Source organism: Bradyrhizobium sp. HKCCYLRH1030, from assembly GCF_051168395.1.
Lineage (GTDB): Bacteria > Pseudomonadota > Alphaproteobacteria > Rhizobiales > Xanthobacteraceae > Bradyrhizobium.
The window spans coordinates 217757-234955 of the sequence record NZ_JBNPUY010000006.1 but is presented as its reverse complement, the minus strand read 5'-3'; the positions used below and the strand labels follow the sequence as shown (position 1 = coordinate 234955).

Sequence of the window (17199 nt, the reverse complement as noted above, 5' to 3'; positions counted from 1 at the left end):
GTCAAGCGGACCACATCATCACGTGGCCAACGCGCTGACGCCCATCAGACCGCGGTCGCGATCACATACACCAGCACGGCTGCGCCGAGGCAGCGGCGCCAGGGGTTGACGCCGCGCAGGAGTTCGTCGAACGCCCAGACGAAGAGACTGGCTTTGACCAGACAATCCAGATTGGCGCCTGTCTGACCCGGCGGATGCCAGACCCAGCCGACGAGGCTGCCCGCCAGCACGATCCAAAGAGCGGGGTTCGGCATCTGGGCGATCGTGATCTCGCCGGTCGCGCGATCGCGGAAGAACCACTTCAGGAATCGCGACATCGGACCACCCGCGTTCGTCGTGACATGGTCATGCGCCCTCCCGAGGACGACACCCGCCAGGATATTCGTGCCCGCTTAACGGGGGAGATGCATCATGGTTGCTGGTAGCAGCGACGCGCAGATGTGCAGATGTATTGCCCCCGCACGATGGAGTGCAGCACCACCGGCATTTTCACGGGCGCCACCGTTTTGCTAGTCCGCGCGTGACTGCGCGAGGAAGAACCGCAGCATCTCCCGCGTCGCATCCGGTCCTTTCGGATCGGTGTAGGATCCGGCCGGACTGCCGCCGGACCAGGCGTGAGCGGCGCCGTGGACGGTCCAGTGCTCCGACGTCACCTTCCCGCTCGGCTCCGTCAGAATCGTCCGCGTATAGGCATGGCCACCGGGCACCCGCCCGTGCACGACCGACGATGTCCCGCGCATGGCGCCGGTCGCCTGCGCAACGACCCGGTCGCCGTTGGCGGGATGCACGGTCGTGTCGCGATCGCCATGGAAGACGATCGTCGGCACAGCCGATCTCCGATCCGCCGCGTGGCCGGCGCCTTGGCGCATCGCCATCAACGCCGAGGGAAGATCGCGCGCGGCCCCGCAGGCGAGACCGGAATGGACGCCCGCTGCGGCGTAGAGATCGGGATAGGTCGCGGCCATGATGGCGGCCGTGGCGCCTCCGGCCGACAGGCCGGCGACATAGACGCGCCTGGAATCTACAGCATGGTCGCGCATCACCTGGCGGGTGATGCCCGCGATCAGCGACGGCTCGCCGCCCTCGCGCTGCTGGTCGCCGGTGCGAAACCAGTTCCAGCATTTCGACTGATTGGCACCGCTCGGCTGCTCCGGATAGACGACGAAGCAGCTCTGCTCCTCGCCCAGGAAGTTCATCCGTGTGCCGGCCGCGAAATCGTCCGCCGACTGCGTGCAGCCATGCAGCATGACGACGAGCGGAAGCTGACGGCCCTCGGCCCTGCTGGGGATCAACAGCTTGTAGCTCCGGCGTCCCGCCGCATTGCCGAAGCTGGCCTGGACGAATCTTGCACCTTCGGGGGTGGTGTCGCGCGCCGAAGGCGCGCGCAGATGCGGACCTCGCAGGCCGAACCCCGGCAGCTCGCCGAGATCTTCGCGCCGGACGGGTCGCGGGCGCGCCTGAGCCGGCTTGGCTTGCCATGGCTTGGCTTGCGATGGCTTGTGCGATGGCTTTGCCTGCGTGGCGCGCGCTTGCGCCGGGGCAACCTTCGCGGACGGCCGGTCGCGCTCACTGACGCGCGTCGCCTGTCCCTCGATGGTCGGAGGCGCGAGCCGCGCCGGCGCTGATCGCACTGGACTGGCCGCTGCCGCCGGCGAGCCATCGCCGCGCAGCATACGTTGCAGCAACGCCGTGGCCTCGCCCAACTGGCCGGCCCGCGTCAGGCGCGTCGCTTCGCGCATGATCTCTTGGTTCAGCATCGCGCTACCTCATTCTGTCGGCGAGAGCGGCCTTGACCGCGGGGGTGGCATGGAGTGCGCCCAGCACGGAGACCGAGGCGACGGTGGCGCGGGCCAGCTCGGGCGTCACATCGGCGGCGATGGTGGCAAGCCCAAGCACGTTGATTTGCAGCATCTGCCCTGCCCGCTGCGCCGCTTCGAGATCGGCGCGGCTGTAATGCCGCAAGCCGAGGTCCAGGCTGTTGCGCACCGTCGACTGCCTGACCACGTCGGCGTGCCGGTCGAGCTGATTGCGGATCGCGGTGCGAATGAAATCGGTGCGATTGGAATAGAACCCTTCCCGCACCATCAGATCGACCTGACCGAGATCGACGTAGCCGAGATTGACGGTGATCTTCTCGGTGTCCGGGATTTTCCCGCGGAGTGGGTGGACGTTGTCGGGCACAGCGGCATCCATTTCTACCATCCACTGGGATGGTGCATGGATGGCATATGGATGCCCACCGTTGACATTCAAGGCGCAAGCGTAATGTTCCGCCAGGGAACCGGTGATGCCGCGAGCTTCCTGTCGATCCTATCGCCTGCCAGCGCGGCCCGGCTCGATGCAGCAACCGAGGAAAGGGCCGGTCCAACATCGGAGGGGCAAGATAGAGCGTGCAGTCGCCACTGCCCCACCGCCGCGCAGGCCGTCGTTAGTCTAGTGCACAGTAACCCCGGAGCCGTAACCCTGGTCATCGTCGAAGGCGGACGATCCAGTACGCCGAGGTTTTTCGGTTCGGTATCTTCTGCAGCAGAATACTGGATGCTCCGCTTTTGGCGGAGCATGACAGCATTGGAGACGGCGAGAGCTCATCCCACGGCCAATTGCCGATTCTCAGGAAATGCTCGTCTCGTTCGCCCCAAGCACCAAGACTCACCGGGGCGGCATCTTCTCGAATTTCGGCAGCGCCGGATCGAGGTGATCCCAGGCGTACCCGGCTGATGTCCACGACACCAGTTGCGGCTTGTAGCGGCTGGGGTCGTCGAGACTGGCCGGCGGGACGATGAACACCTCGGGCATCGCGGGAAATGTCAGGTGAACGTGCGAGCCGCAGGTCGGACAGAACGCGCGCCGCTTGACGGTGCCGCCGTCGCCTGTGGTCTGCCAATGCGACACCTCGCCTTCGACCCTCACCTCCGCCGCGACGAAGGTCAGGTGCGATTGATGCCCGGTGCCGCTGTCGCGCTGGCATTGCCGGCACTGGCAGTCCAGCATCACGGCCGGCTCGCCCGTGATCTCGTAACGCACCGCGCCGCAGGCGCAGCCGCCGGCATAGGACTTCGTCATGTCGCTCTCCTGCTTGTTTCAATGCGGCCGCGGCGATGACGCCTGTTCGGCGGCGATCTGATCGAGCTTCTTGACGACCGTCTTCCAGCCCTCGCCCATCTTGCGATAGGCGATGTCATTGGTCGGCAGCACGAAGCCGGAATGCACCAGGCGAAGGCGCGTGCCCGTGTCCGCCTTGGAAAGACTGAAGGTGACCACCGTCTCCAGCTTCGCGCCGTAGCCGACATTGCTGTCGTGGCCGCCCTTCCACGCGTAGGACAGCCGCTCGTTCGGCACGACCTCCAGCACCTCGCAGTGAATGGTGCCATCCCATTGGCCGGCCGGCGTCGTTTGAAAGGTGAACCGATTGCCGATGATCGGCTCAAAGCCCTTGGGCGCCATCAGCCAGCGGCCGATCAGCTCGCCGTTGGTCAAGGCTTTCCAGATGATCTCCGGCGCATGCGGAAAGATGTCCTCGACGACAATGGCCCGCGTATCCGCGTTCACGGCTTGGTTCATGGATCGATGTCCTTCAGCAGGTTTCTCAGATTGGCGAAGCGGTCGCGCCAGAACGCACCGTAATGGCTCATCCAGTCGGCCAGCGGCTCCAGGCCGCGTGGCTCGGCGCGGTAATAGACCTTGCGGCCCTCGGGGCGCTCGCAGACCAAGCCGGCCTGTTTCAAGGATTTCAGATGCTGGGAGATCGCGCCCTGCGTGACGGTGCTGCCGCGGGTGAGTTCGACGACAGTGATCTCGTCGGCCTCGACGATGCGCTCGAACACCGCACGCCGCGTAGGGTCGGCCAGCGCGCGCATGACGGCCGTAACGGTTTCAACTTCGGTCATGCAGAAACAATAGCCAGCACTAATTCATTAGTCAATACTAATGTTATAGGGTGCGCAGATCCCGACGTAGCAGCCCCCTCCGCGTTCTGAACCGCGATTCCGGTCTTCCGTGCTGTCACCGGATTGGGTTCGTGAAGTCTCAGATGAGGCCGAAGGTGATCGCGATCAAGAAAAACACGAACAGTCCGATGCCGACCAGCTTGAAGATGTAAGCAGCCTCGACATCGCGCCCAAACCACTCGAAGTCTGGCCCCCATAGGACGGTTGCGACGAACCCCAGAACGAGGGTCGTGATCAGCAGCATCGTATAGACGGTGTCCATTGATTGAGCCTTCACTCGCGGACGCAGCTAAGGTCCAAAAGCGGCCTCCGGACGAGGTTTCGGTGGTTTCGGTGACAGTGCACCAAACTCAGCGTGCCTCGCCGGCACCTCGCCCCCACCCGTCCTTCTCCTCCGCCGGCTTCGGCCCGCGCTTGGCGGGCTTGAGCACGCGGCCGGTCAGCTTCTCGATGCGGGCGAGGAAGCGGTCGCTGCCGATCGGCCGGCCAATGCTCTCGGCGGCGCGCAGGCGGGCGAACAGAGCATCCTCGTTTTCGGGCGCGCGCGTCAGCAGCCCGGCAATGTCCGGGAAAAGCTCCTTGACCGGCTCGCGCGCGGTCACGCCATCGGCACGGCCGCGCAGATGCGCGCGCGTGCTCGACCAGGCCCAGTCCTGCGCCCGCGCCACCAGCCGTGCCCGCACCGGGTTGAGGCTGACATAGCGCAGCGCCGCTGCGAGATGCGCCTCGTCCATCGCCACCGCGCCGAACCGCCCCTGCCAGAAATGTCCGCTGCGCCGGCGTCGCGCCTGGATGGTCCCCGCGTAGATGCGATGCACCCGCGACAGCGCCCGGCGCAGGCCGTCGGCGTCCGAGGGCACCAGGATCAGATGGACGTGGTTCGGCATCAGGCACCATGCCCACACCGCGACGCCGGCCGCCCGGCAATGGGTCGCGAGCAGGTCCCGATAGAGCGCGTAGTCGTCGTCGCCAAAGAAAGTCCGTGCGCGGCCGTTGCCATGCTGAGTGACATGATGCGGCACACCGGGGACAACGAGGCGCGCCGGCATCAGCGATCATGCACTGTTCCGGAGCCATCGCTCGTCTCCTTCAGTCCTGCACAAACATCTTGCGCGCGCGAACGGACTGCCACGCCTCCGGCGAATCCAAACTGTCGATCTTACCCATCGCAATAGCACGCAAAAGACTGTGCGCGCCGAGATAGCCGCGATTGATCAGCCCATACTTGACCGTGATCGCGTCCTCGAGTGGCGTCACGACATCCCTCAGAAGGTCGTCGTCTACGCCAGCAAATTCGCCCTTCTTGATGACCTCCTTGATGATGCCCCAATAGGCAGAGTTCGCCATCAAATCGCGTGCCATCCACATCACCTCTTCCGCCCTCGCTTTTCTAGTGAGGATGCCGCTGCGATCGCCCGCCCGTTGAAAGAACCGATCCTCCAAGAAGGCGCGAGCCGTGAAATCGCCATGAATGCCGATACGCTCGAATGCCCGTCGCGCCGCTTCGTCAGCCTGGAGGAAAGCCGTCAGTTCGAGCAATTCGTCGAGACTCGTCGGATCGAACATCTTCTCTGGCGGGGGCGACGAATTGTCAGATTCAGGGCTCATCCTTGGCACTCCCACTCGTTCTTTTCACTGGCGTGGGGCGTGCGAATTTCCGTGTAATAGGTCGAAATCCGATAGCTACTGTGGCCCTGCGAAACCAAGTCTCGCCAAACCTCCACGAATATCTGCTTATCGAAATTGGCCTCAATATTGACTGCTCGGTAGTTCTTCTCCCACAGCGCCGTGGAAAGGCGATCGAGTTCAATAGCGCCGAGATCGGGATTTGCTTTCTTGATCGTGTCCTCGCCGTAATCGTAGGAGGCGGTAAACGGCACTTCGACTCCGCCGACAAGCAACTTGAAGTGCGTAGAGCGTTCCATCGGAGGCTCGTCGCGCACCCATTGGACGGCCAGACCGCTTTCCACATGCGTTGAACGTCGCAGGTCCGGATCAAATCTAATCGTCATGCAGTCACCTTCAAACTTCGCAACCGTTCTTCCAAAGCGAAATCGTCCGTATGAACCTCCGGGCCTATCGACCGGCGTTGCGACCGCCCTGCTAGCCGCAGCCCCCTTTTTCAATTCGCCAGCAAATATGTCCGGGTGCGCAGACGCAAGGCGCTATCACGACCACCCAAAAATAAGGTTTTCCAAATCGTTACGAAGCGATCGCCAGATCAGCACGGCAGACGAAGATTTATCTTCCGTTTTTCAGAATACAATGCTATGTTGCTCGCATCCCGTCTCACTTGAGGGGCGCATCGCGATCGTCACGAGCGTGGAGTGCGGGATGCGGTGGGCGTGTCGGGTTGCAGCGTGAGCGATCATGCCGACGAACGATCCGATGCGCACGGCGAAGTCGTGTGGTCCTGGCATCCCGGTGCTGATGCCAAGCCGGCGCTGCAAGTTCGACGAGCGCGCGGGCGACGGGGGCAAGAAAGCCGATCCCCGGGGAGATCACGTATAAGCCGTTCAAACCATTGCGCGGGGAAGGCCGGGATGATCCGGCCCGTACCTGTGGTTCCTGCCGCCTGCATTTTTTTCGCAGGCGGGCCATGGGTGCGACCGGCACCCGGCCTTTCCCGCGCCCTCATTCTGAAGAGGGCGATCAGACGAGCAACACTCGGACGCGGAAGCGGGCGCGAGGATGAGAGCACATGTTTCAGCGTCATTCATGTTTCAGCGTCATTGCGAGGAGCGCAGCGACGAAGCAATCCAGAGTCGTCGCGAGACTCTGGATTGCTTCGCTCGGCATGACGCCTCCATCTCCACTGTCGTCCCGGGCAAGCTGCTGCAACGCGTCAGCGTTGGCGCGGCGCCGCCCCCCCGGGACCATACTCCGCAGCGGTCGTGTGACGCACGCTGGAGCGTCCAGCTCGCACGCCCAACCCCGCCGGTGGGGTTATGGATCCCGGCGTTCGCCGGATGACACTGAGATTTTGACAGCCACCGTGGCCCCAATGCGCAGCTTTGAACCTTCGCCACCGCTGCCCGAACACACCCAAGCGCCTCACTCCCGCCAAATCCCGCAGAAAAACCGACTGAATCCGCCTCCCCGATCCGGTAGACTCGCCGCGTGACCCATCGCCCTACGATTCTCGTCTTCGACTCAGGCCTCGGCGGCCTGTCCGTGCTGCGCGAGGTGGTGCGGGCGCGGCCCGATGCCCACTACGTCTATGTCGCCGACGACGCGTTCTTTCCGTACGGCCATCACAGCGAGGCGGCGCTGATCGCCCGCGTGGTGCCGCTGATGGGCGAGTTGATCGCCGCGCACGAGCCGGACCTCGTCGTGATCGCCTGCAACACCGCCTCGGTGCAGACGCTGGCGCCGCTGCGCGCGGCCTACGCGACGCCGTTCGTCGGCACCGTGCCGGCGATCAAGCCGGCCTGCGCGCAATCCCTGACGAAGCGCGTCTCCGTGCTCGGCACCAAGGCGACGGTGCAGCGCGAATACACCCACGCCCTCATCCGCGACTTCGCGCAGGGCTGCGCCGTCACGCTGGTCGGCTCGCCGGAACTCGCGTCACTGGCGGAGGCCGCGCTCAGCGGAACGCAGGTCAGCGACGCGGCCATCGCCGCCGAGATCGCGCCCTGCTTCGTGGGCGACGCCGCCGATCCCGCGGGCCGGACCGACACGGTCGTGCTCGCCTGCACGCATTATCCGCTGCTGCTCGACCGGCTCGAACGCCTGGCGCCCTGGCCGGTCACCTGGATCGATCCGGCACCGGCCATCGCGCGCCGCGTCGCCGACCTGCTGGGCCCCCCGGCTGGCGGCCCCGACGATGGCGGCGCCACCATGATCTTCACCTCGAACAAGCCACATCAGCTCGGCCGCGCGCTCACGCCCTATTTCGGCGGCCGCGTCCCGGCCTGACGGAGACCGCCGATGGCCGCAGCGCCCAAACCGCTCAACCGCCTCAAGCAGGCCTGGCGCGACAAGAGGCCTACGTTCGGCGCCATCGCCACCATCCCGAGCATCCAGACCGTGCGCATCATGGCGCAGTCGCTCGACTGGATCATCGTCGACCTCGAGCATGGGCCGATCGATCTCTCCACCGCGCACGCGATGATCACGGCCACCGCAGGCACGCCCTGCGTGCCGCTGGTGCGCATCGCCGCCAACGAGCCGCATCTCGCCAAGGCGCCGATGGACCTCGGCGCCCTCGGCATCAACTTCCCGATGATTTCCAGCCGCACTGATGCCGAGAAGGCGGTCCGCAGCGTGCGCTACCCGCCCCAGGGCGACCGCCTGTGGGGTCCGTTCCACGCCCCCTTCCGCTGGAACGTGTCGATGGCCGACTACATGGCGACCGCCGACGACGACATGATCTGCATGGTGACGATCGAGCATGTCGAGGCGGTCGAGCGGATCGACGAGATCATGGCCACGCCCGGCATCGACATCGCGGTGATCGGCCCGGGCGATCTCGCCACCTCGATCAACAAGCGCGGCCAGCTCGATGATCCCGAAGTGAAATCCCTGATCGCCCGCGCCGAGGCCGGCATCCTCAGATCAGGCGTGCCGATCGGCGGCGCCGCGCGCTCGGCCGATCAGGCCAATGCGATGATCGCGCGCGGTTACGTGGCGCTGGCGCTCGGCTTCGACTGGTCCTTGTTCCAGCGCGGCATCGCCGCGAGCTTCGAGGGGATCAAGCGCTGATTCGCGCCGTTTCGAGCCGCGCTTCATGTTTCAAACGAAAAACAACTTTGGGGAAGAAGACCATGAGGAAGAAGATGATTTTCGGCCTGTCGCCGGCCGTCCTCGGGGTCTGAGGCCAAGCCGCTCGCCTCGCCGGCGCCCTCGAACGGCGCTTCCGTATCCCGGCCTGCGGTGTTAACAGCAGCCGCCGCCGGGGAGCCGGACCAGGCCAAGCAGAACGAACGGGAGCGACAGGTTCAGGATGCGCGGAACCACCAGGCCGATTTCGCTGCACCGCCGTCTGATCATCGATCTGATGCTCGCCTCCCGTGGTGTGCCGTTCGTCTCGCTGGCCCGCGCGATCCAGATCGGGCCGCTGCTCGAGGCCCGCGCCGCGGCCGTCCGCCCGCCCGGTTTCGCCGCGATCTTCGTCAAGGCGTTCGCCCTGGTCGCCCGCGACGAGCCGGTGCTGCGCACGCTCTACACCGGGTGGCCGCGACGCTGCCTCTACGAGCTGCCGCGCAGCGTCGCCACCGTCACCATTGCCCGGGTCGAGAATGGCGAGGATTGCGTGCTGCCGCAGCGCGTCTCCGGGCCGGAGGACATGTCGCTGGCCGAGATCGACGCGGTCATCCGGCAGGGCAAGGAGGCGCCGGTCGGGGACGTCGCCATGTTCCGCAAGATCATGCGGGCGACCCGACTACCGTTCCCACTACGCCGGTTCGCCTGGTGGGTTGGGCTGAATTTCGGCCGCCAGCGCGCCAACTGGTTCGGCAATTTCTCCGTCACCAGCGTCGCCGCCTGTGGTGGCGGCCAGCTTCTCGCCCTGAGCCCAGGACCATTCATCATCAATTACGACGTCGTCCGGCCGGACCAGACGATTCCCATCCTGATCCGCTGGGATCACCGGGTTACCGACGGCGCCATGATCGCCAGGACGGCGATCCGGCTCGAGCAGGTGCTGAATGGCGAGATCGCGGCCGAGCTGCGGGCCCGCCCGGTTCCCGGGCGCGGGCCGGCGGAGGCCGACCTGGGATGCGAGGCGGCGCGGCAGAAAATGACCGTCCTGAGGGGGCCGAAAGGGTGATTTGTCGGCAAAAGCGGCGGTTGCGGTTTGACAAACCGGCGCTTTCTCGCCTAAGACCCCCCTGCTCGCGGGCCGCTTTCGGCCCGCGTTGCGTTTCGCGACCCGTGGCCTTCTCCCTTCATGCTTTGGGGAGGGGCCTGTCGGTGGACCGGATTTCCCGGACACACAGGAGGGCGCGTTTCCTCAAACCCTAACTTGATCGAAGAGGACGCGATGACTAAGCGCAGTGAGGCGAAGTACAAGATCGATCGCCGCATGGGCCAGAACATCTGGGGCCGCCCGAAGAGCCCCGTCAACCGCCGCGAATACGGCCCCGGCCAGCACGGCCAGCGCCGCAAGGGCAAGCTCTCGGACTTCGGCGTGCAGCTGCGCGCCAAGCAGAAGCTGAAGGGCTATTACGCCAACATCTCCGAGCGCCAGTTCCACGGCATCTATGTCGAGGCCGGCCGTCTCAAGGGCGACACCGGCGAGAACCTGATCGGCATTCTCGAGCGCCGTCTCGACACGGTGGTTTTCCGCGCCAAGTTCGTCTCGACCATGTTCGCGGCGCGCCAGTTCATCAACCACGGCCACATCAAGGTGAACGGCCGCAAGGTCAACATCGCGAGCTACCAGGTCAAGCCGGGCGACGTGATCGAGGTCAAGGAAGCCTCGAAGCAGCTCGCCGTGGTGCTGGAAGCGACCCAGCTCGCCGAGCGTGACGTGCCCGACTACATCGAGGCCGATCACTCCAAGATGACCGCGAAGTTCATCCGCATCCCCGCGCTGTCGGACGTGCCGTTCGCGGTGCAGATGGAGCCGCATCTGATCGTCGAGTTCTACTCGCGCTGATCTTGACCGGACCGCGGTCCGGTCCCATCTGATAATCCGAAGGCCCTGGCACGCGCCGGGGCCTTTTCTTTTTGGGCTTGTTTTCGGATGGGGCGAACCGATTCCCGAATGCCACACCTGCCACGAATTCGCCCCAACCTGGGCTGACAGCTACTCCGTCCCGTGATTCACTGTCTGCAGTTGTAAAGTAGCGGGGCGTTCGCCATGGAGTTCAACAGGCGCAATATCATCTTCGGTGCGTTGCCGACCGATGCGGTCGGTGCCCCGCCTCTGCCGCCGTTGCGGGCGCCGCCGCTCAGCGCTCCGCCGTTACGCGCACGGACCTCCGGAGTCCGCTACCGCTTCAACGACGGCCTCTATCCCTCGACGGTCTTCGACCTCCTCGAACGCTCCTGCTGGCACGTCCAGTCCGATGCGACAGCCCATGTGATCCGCCATGTCGGGACCGGGCTCACCTTTGCCGACGCGCAGCTTCGCCACGATCCCTACGCGCTCGAGCTCCTCCACTGTTTCGACGATTCGCGCGAGCTCGCCGACGAATGGCACACCATGCTGGTCGGCTGGGCCGCGGTGAACATGGGCTGGAACATCAAGCGGCAACGCCCGGGCGCCGCGCTGCTTCTTTCACCGTCACGGCAGAGCCCGCTCGAACCCTGGGTGTTCGATTGCACCGAGGCGCCGCCGCTGGTCGCCGAGCCGATCGAGAGCAAGCCGTTGCGGCGGCCGGACATCTGGCTCAACCCGCCGCGCGCGGCGTAATCGAGGAGGCGTTTTGCGGGGGCGATGCGAGTTGGGTAAGGTCCGGGTCGTGATAAGCCGAACGAGGACCGCCGATGTATTACACCCCGCCTGCGCGTGATCCCAAGGCGCCGCCCGTGCGCGTCAATCTGTTGTCGGACACGCAGACCCGCCCGACGCCCGCGATGCGCGAGGCCATCGCGCGGGCCGAGGTCGGCGACGAGCAGATCGGCGACGATCCGACCGTGCATGAATTGTGCGGCCGCGTCGCCGCGCTGCTCGGCAAGGAAGCCGCCGTGCTGATGCCGTCGGGTACGATGTGCAATGTCGCGGCAACGCTGGTGCATTGCCGCCCAGGTGACGAGATCCTGGCACACGAGACCGCGCACATCATCTCGCGCGAGGGCGGCGCGCATGCGGCGCTCGGCGGTTTCCAGGTGACGCAATTGAAGGGGCCCGACGGACAGTTCACACCGGAGACGTTCCGCGCCGCGCTGCATCCGCGCTCACGCTACCAGCCGCCGCAGACCGTCGTCAGTGTCGAGCAGACCGCCAATATCGGCGGCGGCACGATCTGGAAGAAGGCCGCGCTCGACGAGATCGCCGAGATCGCCAAGGCGAACGGCATGGCGACGCACATGGACGGCGCAAGGCTGCTCAACGCGACGGTTGCCACCGGCATTCCGGCGGCCGAGATGACCGCGGGCTGGGATTCGGCCTGGATCGATTTCTCCAAGGGGCTGGGCGCGCCGATCGGCGGCGTGCTCGCCGGCAGCGCCGCCTTCATCGACGAGGTGTGGCGCTGGAAGCAGCGGCTCGGCGGCGCGATGCGCCAGGCCGGCGTGGTCGCCGCGGCCTGCATCTATGCGCTCGATCATCACGTCGACCGGCTCGCCGAGGATCATGCCAATGCGCGGGCGCTGGCACGCGGGCTGTCGCAGATCCAGGGTGTGGAGGTCCAGGAGCCGGAGACCAATCTGGTGTTCTTCAAGCCGGACGGCGCCGGCGTGTCCGGCGAGACGATGGTGAGTGAATTGCGCAAGCGCGGCGTGCTGCTGGCGATGATGGACGGCCGCATCCGCGCCTGCACCCATCTCGACGTGACAGCCGCCATGATCGAAGAGACGATCGGCCACGTCAGGGAGATCGTACGCAGGGCATGAGGATCATCGCACGCGCGCCCGGCAGACCTAATGCCGCACAGGGCACGCCGCTGTCAGCGCGGCGATCCCTTGCGAGCGCGGCTCTCGACGGCCCGGCTCAACGCCTCATCGTGCAACTCGGCACTCGCATCGGAAAAGCAGCAGAACACGATCTGCGACAGCGACGTCTCCGCGCTGATGGTCTCGATCGAAGTGGCGACCGCTATCGATGCCGCACGATCCGCAGGGAAGCGGAAGATGCCCGTCGAGATCGCGGGGAACGCGACCGAGTCCAAACGATGCTTGTGACACAGCTCGATCGAGCGCCGGTAGCACGAGGCCAGCAGCTCCGGCTCGCCGCGGTCGCCGCCCTGCCAGACCGGGCCAACGGTGTGGATCACGTGGCGGGCCGGCAGCCGGTAGCCTTTGGTGATCTTGGCCTCGCCGGTCCTGCAGCCATGGAGCATGCGGCACTCCATGACGAGGTCCGGTCCCGCCGCACGGTGGATCGCACCGTCGACGCCTCCACCACCGAGCAGAGACGAGTTCGCGGCGTTGACGATGGCGTCAACGCCGAGCTTGGTGATGTCGGCGACGATGACCTCGAATCGGGTCGCGCCGACCTTTCGGACCGGATAGCTCAGCCGGATAGCTCAGACAGAGGCCGCCGTGCCGACCGGGATGCCCTTGTCGGTGAACAGCTGCTGCAGCTCGCCGCTCTGGAACATCTCGCGCACGATATCGCAGCCGCCGACGAACTCGCCCTTCACATAGAGCTGCGGAATCGTCGGCCAGTTCGAGAACGTCTTGATGCCGTTGCGCAGCTCGGCGGATTCGAGAACGTTGAGGCCCTTATAGCCGACGCCGACATGGTCCAGGATCTGCACGACCTGGCCGGAAAATCCGCACTGCGGAAACTGCGGCGTCCCCTTCATGAACAGGACGACGTCGTTCGACTTCACTTCATTGTCAATGAATTGCTCAATGCTCATCTTCGCTTCCTCTAGGGCGCCTCAAGGAACGCCTGGGGCTCGGTGCGCGCTGATCGCCACCGGACGGATTTCGTCCGCAGCCGACCGTCACTTCTCTATATGTAGCGCAAACCGTTGTTCAACCAAAGTAAAATGCCGAGGATCGGCCGGCGACCCAGGCCCCGGCCGGACCATAGGCTGACGGCAGCAATATTATAGCCGGCACGAGGGTTTCATCCCGTAACCAAGCCCCTATTTAGGACGAACTGTCGAAAGGAACTTGTTCCGTCGAACATCGTTTTCTGCTGGCAAACGGAGACCCTCGTGACCAGTTCTGCCTCCGCTACGGCCCCGATCCCCGTTACTGATGCGCTTCAGAGCAGGTCCGGCTCCCTCGCCGGGCGCCTGACCGAGGCGTACCTCGCCGTCCGGGGCGAGACCGAGCGGCGCGCGGCGCCGCTGAGCCCGGAGGATCAGGTCATCCAGTCGATGCCGGACGCCAGTCCTGCCAAGTGGCATCGCGCCCATACGACCTGGTTTTTCGAGCAGTTCGTGCTGGGCGAGTACTGCCCGGGATATACCCCTTTTCACGCCGATTACGCGTTCCTGTTCAATTCCTATTACGTCAGTGCCGGCCCGCGCCACACGCGGGGCGAGCGCGGCCTGATCACCCGCCCGGGCGTGGCCGAGGTCACGGCATATCGGCGGCATGTCGATGCGGCGATGGTGGACTTCCTGGGCAGCGCCGATACCGCCACATTGACCGCGGTGGCGCCGCTCGTGGAGGTGGGCCTCAACCATGAGCAGCAGCATCAGGAGCTGATGCTGACCGATATCCTGCATGCGTTCGCGCAGAACCCGACGGCCCCGGCCTACGATCCTTCCTGGACCTTCCCTGCCCCCACGGAAACGGGCGAGGATTGGGTTCACCTCCCCGAGGGCATCCATACCGTTGGGCACGCCGGCGATGGTTACCATTTCGACAATGAGGAGCCGGCCCATCGCGCGCTGGTCGGGCCGGTGGGCATCGCGCGCAATCTCGTCACCAATGCCGAGTGGCTCGCCTTCATGGATGACGGCGGCTACCGGACCGCCACACTCTGGCTCATGGACGGCTTCGCCACCGCCAGCCGCGAGGGCTGGCAGGCTCCCGGGCATTGGTACAAGGTCGAGGGCGAATGGCGCATCATGACGCTGGGCGGACTGCGGCCGGTCGATCCCGCTGCTCCGGCGTGCCACGTCAGCTACTACGAAGCTGACGCCTTTGCCCGCTGGCGCGGCAAGCATCTGCCGACCGAGATGGAATGGGAGGTCGCCGCGCGCGGCAACCAGCTCAACGATGCCTTCGGCATTGTCTGGCAGTGGACCCGCAGCGCCTACAGTCCCTATCCCGGCTATCGTGCCATGGAGGGTGCGCTCGGCGAGTACAACGGCAAGTTCATGGTCAATCAACTGGTGCTGCGCGGCTCATCGCTCGCGACGCCGGTGGGCCACAGCCGTGTCACCTATCGCAACTTCTTCTATCCGCATCATCGCTGGCAATTCACCGGGCTCCGGCTCGCCGACTACACCTGAGCTATCAGCATTCGTTGCCCGACAGTCGCGCGTGTGTGCGCGTCCAGGAGAGTATCATGAACGTGCACGTCAACGCGCTGCTCGACGCCCATCTCCCCGACGACAAGACGTCGGCCTTTGCGACGGACGCCGTCGCAGGCCTCGCCCAGCAGCCCAAGCAGCTATCGCCGAAATATTTCTACGATGCCGCCGGATCCGATCTGTTCGAGCAGATCACGCGCCTGCCGGAGTACTATCCGACGCGGACCGAGCTCGGCATCTTGAGGGATCGCGGCGCCGAGATCGCGGCAGTCATTCCCGACGATGCCGCCCTGGTCGAGTTCGGCGCCGGCGCCACCACCAAGGTGCGGCTGCTGCTGGAAAGCTGCCGCTTCGCGGCCTACGTGCCGGTCGATATTTCCGGCGAGTTCCTGACCGCACAGGCCGACAGCCTGCGCCGCGACTTCCCGCAGCTCGCCGTGCACCCGGTCGTCGCCGACTTCACGACGTCGTTCAAACTACCTGACGCCATCGAAGGCAAGCCGAAGGTCGGCTTCTTTCCGGGATCGACGATCGGCAATTTCGAGCCGCATGAGGCGTGCCGCTTCCTGCGCTCGGCACGCGAGATCTTGGGGACCGGCGCACGGATGATCGTCGGCGTCGACCTGGAGAAGGACGAACGTGTGCTGCACGCCGCCTACAACGACGCGGCCGGCGTGACCGCGCGCTTCAATCTCAACCTGCTGCTGCGGATCAACCGCGAACTCGGCGGCAATTTCGACCTGTCCGCCTTCGTCCACCGCGCGATCTACAATCGCGAGCAGCACCGCATCGAGATGCATCTGGTGGCGCGGAAGCCGCAAACGGTGCGGCTACTCGGCACCACCATCTCGTTCCGGGCCGGCGAGAGCATCCACACCGAGAACAGCTACAAATACAGCATCGCGCGCTTCGGCGCGCTGGCCCGCGGATCCGGCTGGAAAGTCCAGACCGTGTGGACGGATGCCGAGAAGATGTTCTCGGTTCAGGCGCTCGTCGCCGAGGCGTGAGGCTCCGGCTTCGACCGCAACGACAGCGTCTCCCACAGCGCGACGATCGCCAGTAGCGCGCTCGTCAGCGCCGAAAGCACGAGAGGCGACAGTTCGGTCGCGAACCAGCCGAGCCCGATCAGTGCGAGCAGTCCGGCGCCGTGCGACAACTGCAGGAAGCCGCGGATGTTGAACTTGAAGAGGATGGTCCCGAGCAGAAACACGAACGGACCGCCGATCGTCGTCGCCGCCATATTCAGGTCGGTATGCCCGAGGGGGTGCTTCAGGACGATCTCGTCCGACACCGCCGACACGATGATGCCGGCGACGATCGGCATGTGCAAGTAGGTGTAGGCCGAGCGCGCCATCAGCCCGGATTGCGCCGACTGCGAAATCACTTCCGATCCCGCCTCAGCGCCGCGGTTGAAGTACACCGCCCACATCGCCACCGTGCCGATGAAGGCGCTGGCGAAGGCGGCAATGTTGGCTCCGGTCCAGTCGAGCTCGGCAAAGGTCGCGCCGGTGACGACGATGGATTCGCCGAGCGCGATGATGATGAACAGCGCACAGCGCTCCGCCATGTGGCCGCCTTCGACCATCCAGTCCTCGACGGTGGAGGCACCCAGCCCGGGGACCCAGAAGCGGACGGCCGGCGACGCATATTCCAGGGTGAGCGCCGCCCCCCACAGCCCCATCCGTGCCGGGCCCTCGGCAAGGCCGCCGAGCAGCCAGAGCACGGCGGAGGCACTGAGCCAGGAGAGAATGCGGGCGGCGTTGCGGCGGACGGCAGATCGCTGCGGCGGCGTCGCGGTCAGCCAGAACGCGGTCCGGCCGACCTGCATGGCGGCGTAGGCCATGGCGAACCACAGGCCGCGGTCCTCGAACGCCCGCGGGATCGACATCGACAGAACGAGGCCCGCCAGCATCAGCGCGAACAAGAGACCTCGGACCAGCGCCTTCTCGGGATCGAGCCAGTTGGTAACCCAGGCGGTGTAGACCCACACCCACCAGACCGCGAGAAACAGAACGGCCGTCTGGGCGGCGCCGAGCGGCGAGAAATGGCCGATCAGATAGTGCGAGATCTGCGTGACCGCGTAGACGAAGACGAGATCGAAGAACAGCTCGACGAACGTGACCCGGCTGTGCCGGTTCGGCTCGATGACGCGAAACAGCGCACCACGCGGATTGTCCACCGCCATCTCCCCCGGATGCGCGATC

General features: G+C 65.5%; 21 protein-coding genes. 8 read left to right on the top strand and 13 right to left on the bottom strand.

Going from position 1 to position 17199, the window contains the following annotated elements:
• Positions 1-44 precede the first annotated feature (44 nt).
• The 10 genes from ACQR1E_RS19490 to ACQR1E_RS19445 form a co-directional block, all read right to left on the bottom strand.
• On the bottom strand, positions 45-317 hold the full coding sequence (locus tag ACQR1E_RS19490) for a hypothetical protein (RefSeq protein WP_434897450.1): 273 nt from the start codon (positions 315-317) through the stop codon (positions 45-47).
• A gap of 192 nt (positions 318-509) precedes the next feature.
• Positions 510-1757, bottom strand: coding sequence for an extracellular catalytic domain type 1 short-chain-length polyhydroxyalkanoate depolymerase (locus tag ACQR1E_RS19485; RefSeq protein WP_434897449.1), 1248 nt, complete (start codon positions 1755-1757; stop codon positions 510-512).
• Positions 1758-1761: 4 nt separating this feature from the next.
• Positions 1762-2193, bottom strand: coding sequence for a CopG family transcriptional regulator (locus tag ACQR1E_RS19480; RefSeq protein WP_434897505.1), 432 nt, complete (start codon positions 2191-2193; stop codon positions 1762-1764).
• A gap of 456 nt (positions 2194-2649) precedes the next feature.
• Positions 2650-3063: a GFA family protein gene (locus tag ACQR1E_RS19475; protein WP_434897448.1), complete on the bottom strand. Its 414-nt coding sequence runs from the start codon at positions 3061-3063 to the stop codon at positions 2650-2652.
• 18 nt (positions 3064-3081) lie between these two features.
• Positions 3082-3561, bottom strand: a complete 480-nt coding sequence (locus ACQR1E_RS19470) for an SRPBCC family protein (protein WP_434897447.1) — start codon at positions 3559-3561, stop codon at positions 3082-3084.
• Positions 3558-3887 carry an ArsR/SmtB family transcription factor gene (locus tag ACQR1E_RS19465; RefSeq protein WP_434897446.1) on the bottom strand — a complete coding sequence of 110 codons (330 nt, stop codon included), beginning with the start codon at positions 3885-3887 and terminating at the stop codon, positions 3558-3560. Before ACQR1E_RS19465 ends, ACQR1E_RS19470 begins: the two co-directional genes overlap by 4 nt.
• A 139-nt stretch (positions 3888-4026) precedes the next feature.
• Positions 4027-4209, bottom strand: a complete 183-nt coding sequence (locus ACQR1E_RS19460) for a hypothetical protein (protein ID WP_434897445.1) — start codon at positions 4207-4209, stop codon at positions 4027-4029.
• Between the two features lie 88 nt (positions 4210-4297).
• Positions 4298-4996, bottom strand: coding sequence for a transposase (locus ACQR1E_RS19455; RefSeq protein WP_434897444.1), 699 nt, complete (start codon positions 4994-4996; stop codon positions 4298-4300).
• Positions 4997-5036: 40 nt separating this feature from the next.
• Positions 5037-5555: a hypothetical protein gene (locus tag ACQR1E_RS19450; RefSeq protein WP_434897443.1), complete on the bottom strand. Its 519-nt coding sequence runs from the start codon at positions 5553-5555 to the stop codon at positions 5037-5039.
• Complete coding sequence (locus tag ACQR1E_RS19445) at positions 5552-5959, bottom strand: hypothetical protein (RefSeq protein WP_434897442.1); 408 nt, start codon at positions 5957-5959, stop codon at positions 5552-5554. Before ACQR1E_RS19445 ends, ACQR1E_RS19450 begins: the two co-directional genes overlap by 4 nt.
• Positions 5960-7067: 1108 nt before the next feature.
• On the opposite strand from ACQR1E_RS19445, the gene murI reads away from it, so the two are divergent.
• The 6 genes from murI to ACQR1E_RS19415 all read left to right on the top strand — a co-directional run bounded on the left by murI (position 7068) and on the right by ACQR1E_RS19415 (position 12449).
• On the top strand, positions 7068-7865 hold the full coding sequence (gene murI / locus ACQR1E_RS19440; RefSeq protein WP_434843516.1) for a glutamate racemase: 798 nt from the start codon (positions 7068-7070) through the stop codon (positions 7863-7865).
• A 12-nt stretch (positions 7866-7877) separates the two neighbouring features.
• Positions 7878-8651, top strand: a complete 774-nt coding sequence (locus tag ACQR1E_RS19435; protein ID WP_315826300.1) for an HpcH/HpaI aldolase family protein — start codon at positions 7878-7880, stop codon at positions 8649-8651.
• Positions 8652-8892: 241 nt separating this feature from the next.
• Entirely contained in the window at positions 8893-9717 is an 825-nt protein-coding gene (locus ACQR1E_RS19430) for an acyltransferase (protein ID WP_434897441.1), read from the top strand.
• Positions 9718-9930: 213 nt separating this feature from the next.
• Positions 9931-10548, top strand: a complete 618-nt coding sequence (gene rpsD, locus ACQR1E_RS19425; protein ID WP_011925811.1) for a 30S ribosomal protein S4 — start codon at positions 9931-9933, stop codon at positions 10546-10548.
• 204 nt (positions 10549-10752) lie between these two features.
• Positions 10753-11307 (top strand): hypothetical protein, encoded by a 555-nt coding sequence (locus ACQR1E_RS19420; protein WP_315714828.1) that lies wholly within the window; start codon positions 10753-10755, stop codon positions 11305-11307.
• Positions 11308-11381: 74 nt separating this feature from the next.
• Positions 11382-12449: a threonine aldolase family protein gene (locus ACQR1E_RS19415; RefSeq protein ID WP_316170318.1), complete on the top strand. Its 1068-nt coding sequence runs from the start codon at positions 11382-11384 to the stop codon at positions 12447-12449.
• Between the two features lie 53 nt (positions 12450-12502).
• Here ACQR1E_RS19415 and ACQR1E_RS19410 read toward each other — a convergent pair whose 3' ends face one another.
• Both ACQR1E_RS19410 and grxD read right to left on the bottom strand, forming a co-directional pair.
• On the bottom strand, positions 12503-13072 hold the full coding sequence (locus ACQR1E_RS19410) for an O-acetyl-ADP-ribose deacetylase (protein ID WP_315714989.1): 570 nt from the start codon (positions 13070-13072) through the stop codon (positions 12503-12505).
• A gap of 9 nt (positions 13073-13081) precedes the next feature.
• Positions 13082-13420, bottom strand: coding sequence for a Grx4 family monothiol glutaredoxin (gene grxD / locus ACQR1E_RS19405; RefSeq protein WP_315714830.1), 339 nt, complete (start codon positions 13418-13420; stop codon positions 13082-13084).
• A gap of 303 nt (positions 13421-13723) precedes the next feature.
• Here grxD and egtB point away from each other — a divergent pair, with 303 nt between their 5' ends.
• On the top strand, positions 13724-14974 hold the full coding sequence (gene egtB / locus ACQR1E_RS19400) for an ergothioneine biosynthesis protein EgtB (RefSeq protein ID WP_315749308.1): 1251 nt from the start codon (positions 13724-13726) through the stop codon (positions 14972-14974).
• Positions 14975-15030: 56 nt separating this feature from the next.
• Positions 15031-16002: an L-histidine N(alpha)-methyltransferase gene (gene egtD, locus ACQR1E_RS19395; protein ID WP_315749306.1), complete on the top strand. Its 972-nt coding sequence runs from the start codon at positions 15031-15033 to the stop codon at positions 16000-16002.
• On the opposite strand, the gene ACQR1E_RS19390 is transcribed toward egtD, so the two are convergent.
• The gene (locus tag ACQR1E_RS19390) at positions 15978-17180 is read right to left on the bottom strand and encodes a low temperature requirement protein A (RefSeq protein WP_315749305.1); all 1203 of its coding nucleotides are present in this window, start codon (positions 17178-17180) and stop codon (positions 15978-15980) included. The genes egtD and ACQR1E_RS19390 overlap by 25 nt on opposite strands.
• Positions 17181-17199 lie beyond the last annotated feature (19 nt).

What these genes read in the sequence shown, in the direction of transcription:
- ACQR1E_RS19475 (WP_434897448.1), bottom strand. Translation starts at nt 3,063, where the DNA reads ATGACGAAGTCCTATGCCGGCGGCTGCGCCTGCGGCGCGGTGCGTTAC.
- ACQR1E_RS19485 (WP_434897449.1), bottom strand. Translation starts at nt 1,757, where the DNA reads ATGCTGAACCAAGAGATCATGCGCGAAGCGACGCGCCTGACGCGGGCC.
- ACQR1E_RS19460 (WP_434897445.1), bottom strand. Translation starts at nt 4,209, where the DNA reads ATGGACACCGTCTATACGATGCTGCTGATCACGACCCTCGTTCTGGGG.
- ACQR1E_RS19450 (WP_434897443.1), bottom strand. Translation starts at nt 5,555, where the DNA reads ATGAGCCCTGAATCTGACAATTCGTCGCCCCCGCCAGAGAAGATGTTC.
- grxD (WP_315714830.1), bottom strand. Translation starts at nt 13,420, where the DNA reads ATGAGCATTGAGCAATTCATTGACAATGAAGTGAAGTCGAACGACGTC.
- ACQR1E_RS19480 (WP_434897505.1), bottom strand. Translation starts at nt 2,193, where the DNA reads ATGGATGCCGCTGTGCCCGACAACGTCCACCCACTCCGCGGGAAAATC.
- ACQR1E_RS19415 (WP_316170318.1), top strand. Translation starts at nt 11,382, where the DNA reads ATGTATTACACCCCGCCTGCGCGTGATCCCAAGGCGCCGCCCGTGCGC.
- ACQR1E_RS19455 (WP_434897444.1), bottom strand. Translation starts at nt 4,996, where the DNA reads ATGCCGGCGCGCCTCGTTGTCCCCGGTGTGCCGCATCATGTCACTCAG.
- rpsD (WP_011925811.1), top strand. Translation starts at nt 9,931, where the DNA reads ATGACTAAGCGCAGTGAGGCGAAGTACAAGATCGATCGCCGCATGGGC.
- ACQR1E_RS19435 (WP_315826300.1), top strand. Translation starts at nt 7,878, where the DNA reads ATGGCCGCAGCGCCCAAACCGCTCAACCGCCTCAAGCAGGCCTGGCGC.
- egtD (WP_315749306.1), top strand. Translation starts at nt 15,031, where the DNA reads ATGAACGTGCACGTCAACGCGCTGCTCGACGCCCATCTCCCCGACGAC.
- ACQR1E_RS19465 (WP_434897446.1), bottom strand. Translation starts at nt 3,887, where the DNA reads ATGACCGAAGTTGAAACCGTTACGGCCGTCATGCGCGCGCTGGCCGAC.
- ACQR1E_RS19445 (WP_434897442.1), bottom strand. Translation starts at nt 5,959, where the DNA reads ATGACGATTAGATTTGATCCGGACCTGCGACGTTCAACGCATGTGGAA.
- ACQR1E_RS19420 (WP_315714828.1), top strand. Translation starts at nt 10,753, where the DNA reads ATGGAGTTCAACAGGCGCAATATCATCTTCGGTGCGTTGCCGACCGAT.
- ACQR1E_RS19470 (WP_434897447.1), bottom strand. Translation starts at nt 3,561, where the DNA reads ATGAACCAAGCCGTGAACGCGGATACGCGGGCCATTGTCGTCGAGGAC.
- ACQR1E_RS19430 (WP_434897441.1), top strand. Translation starts at nt 8,893, where the DNA reads ATGCGCGGAACCACCAGGCCGATTTCGCTGCACCGCCGTCTGATCATC.
- ACQR1E_RS19390 (WP_315749305.1), bottom strand. Translation starts at nt 17,180, where the DNA reads ATGGCGGTGGACAATCCGCGTGGTGCGCTGTTTCGCGTCATCGAGCCG.
- ACQR1E_RS19490 (WP_434897450.1), bottom strand. Translation starts at nt 317, where the DNA reads ATGTCGCGATTCCTGAAGTGGTTCTTCCGCGATCGCGCGACCGGCGAG.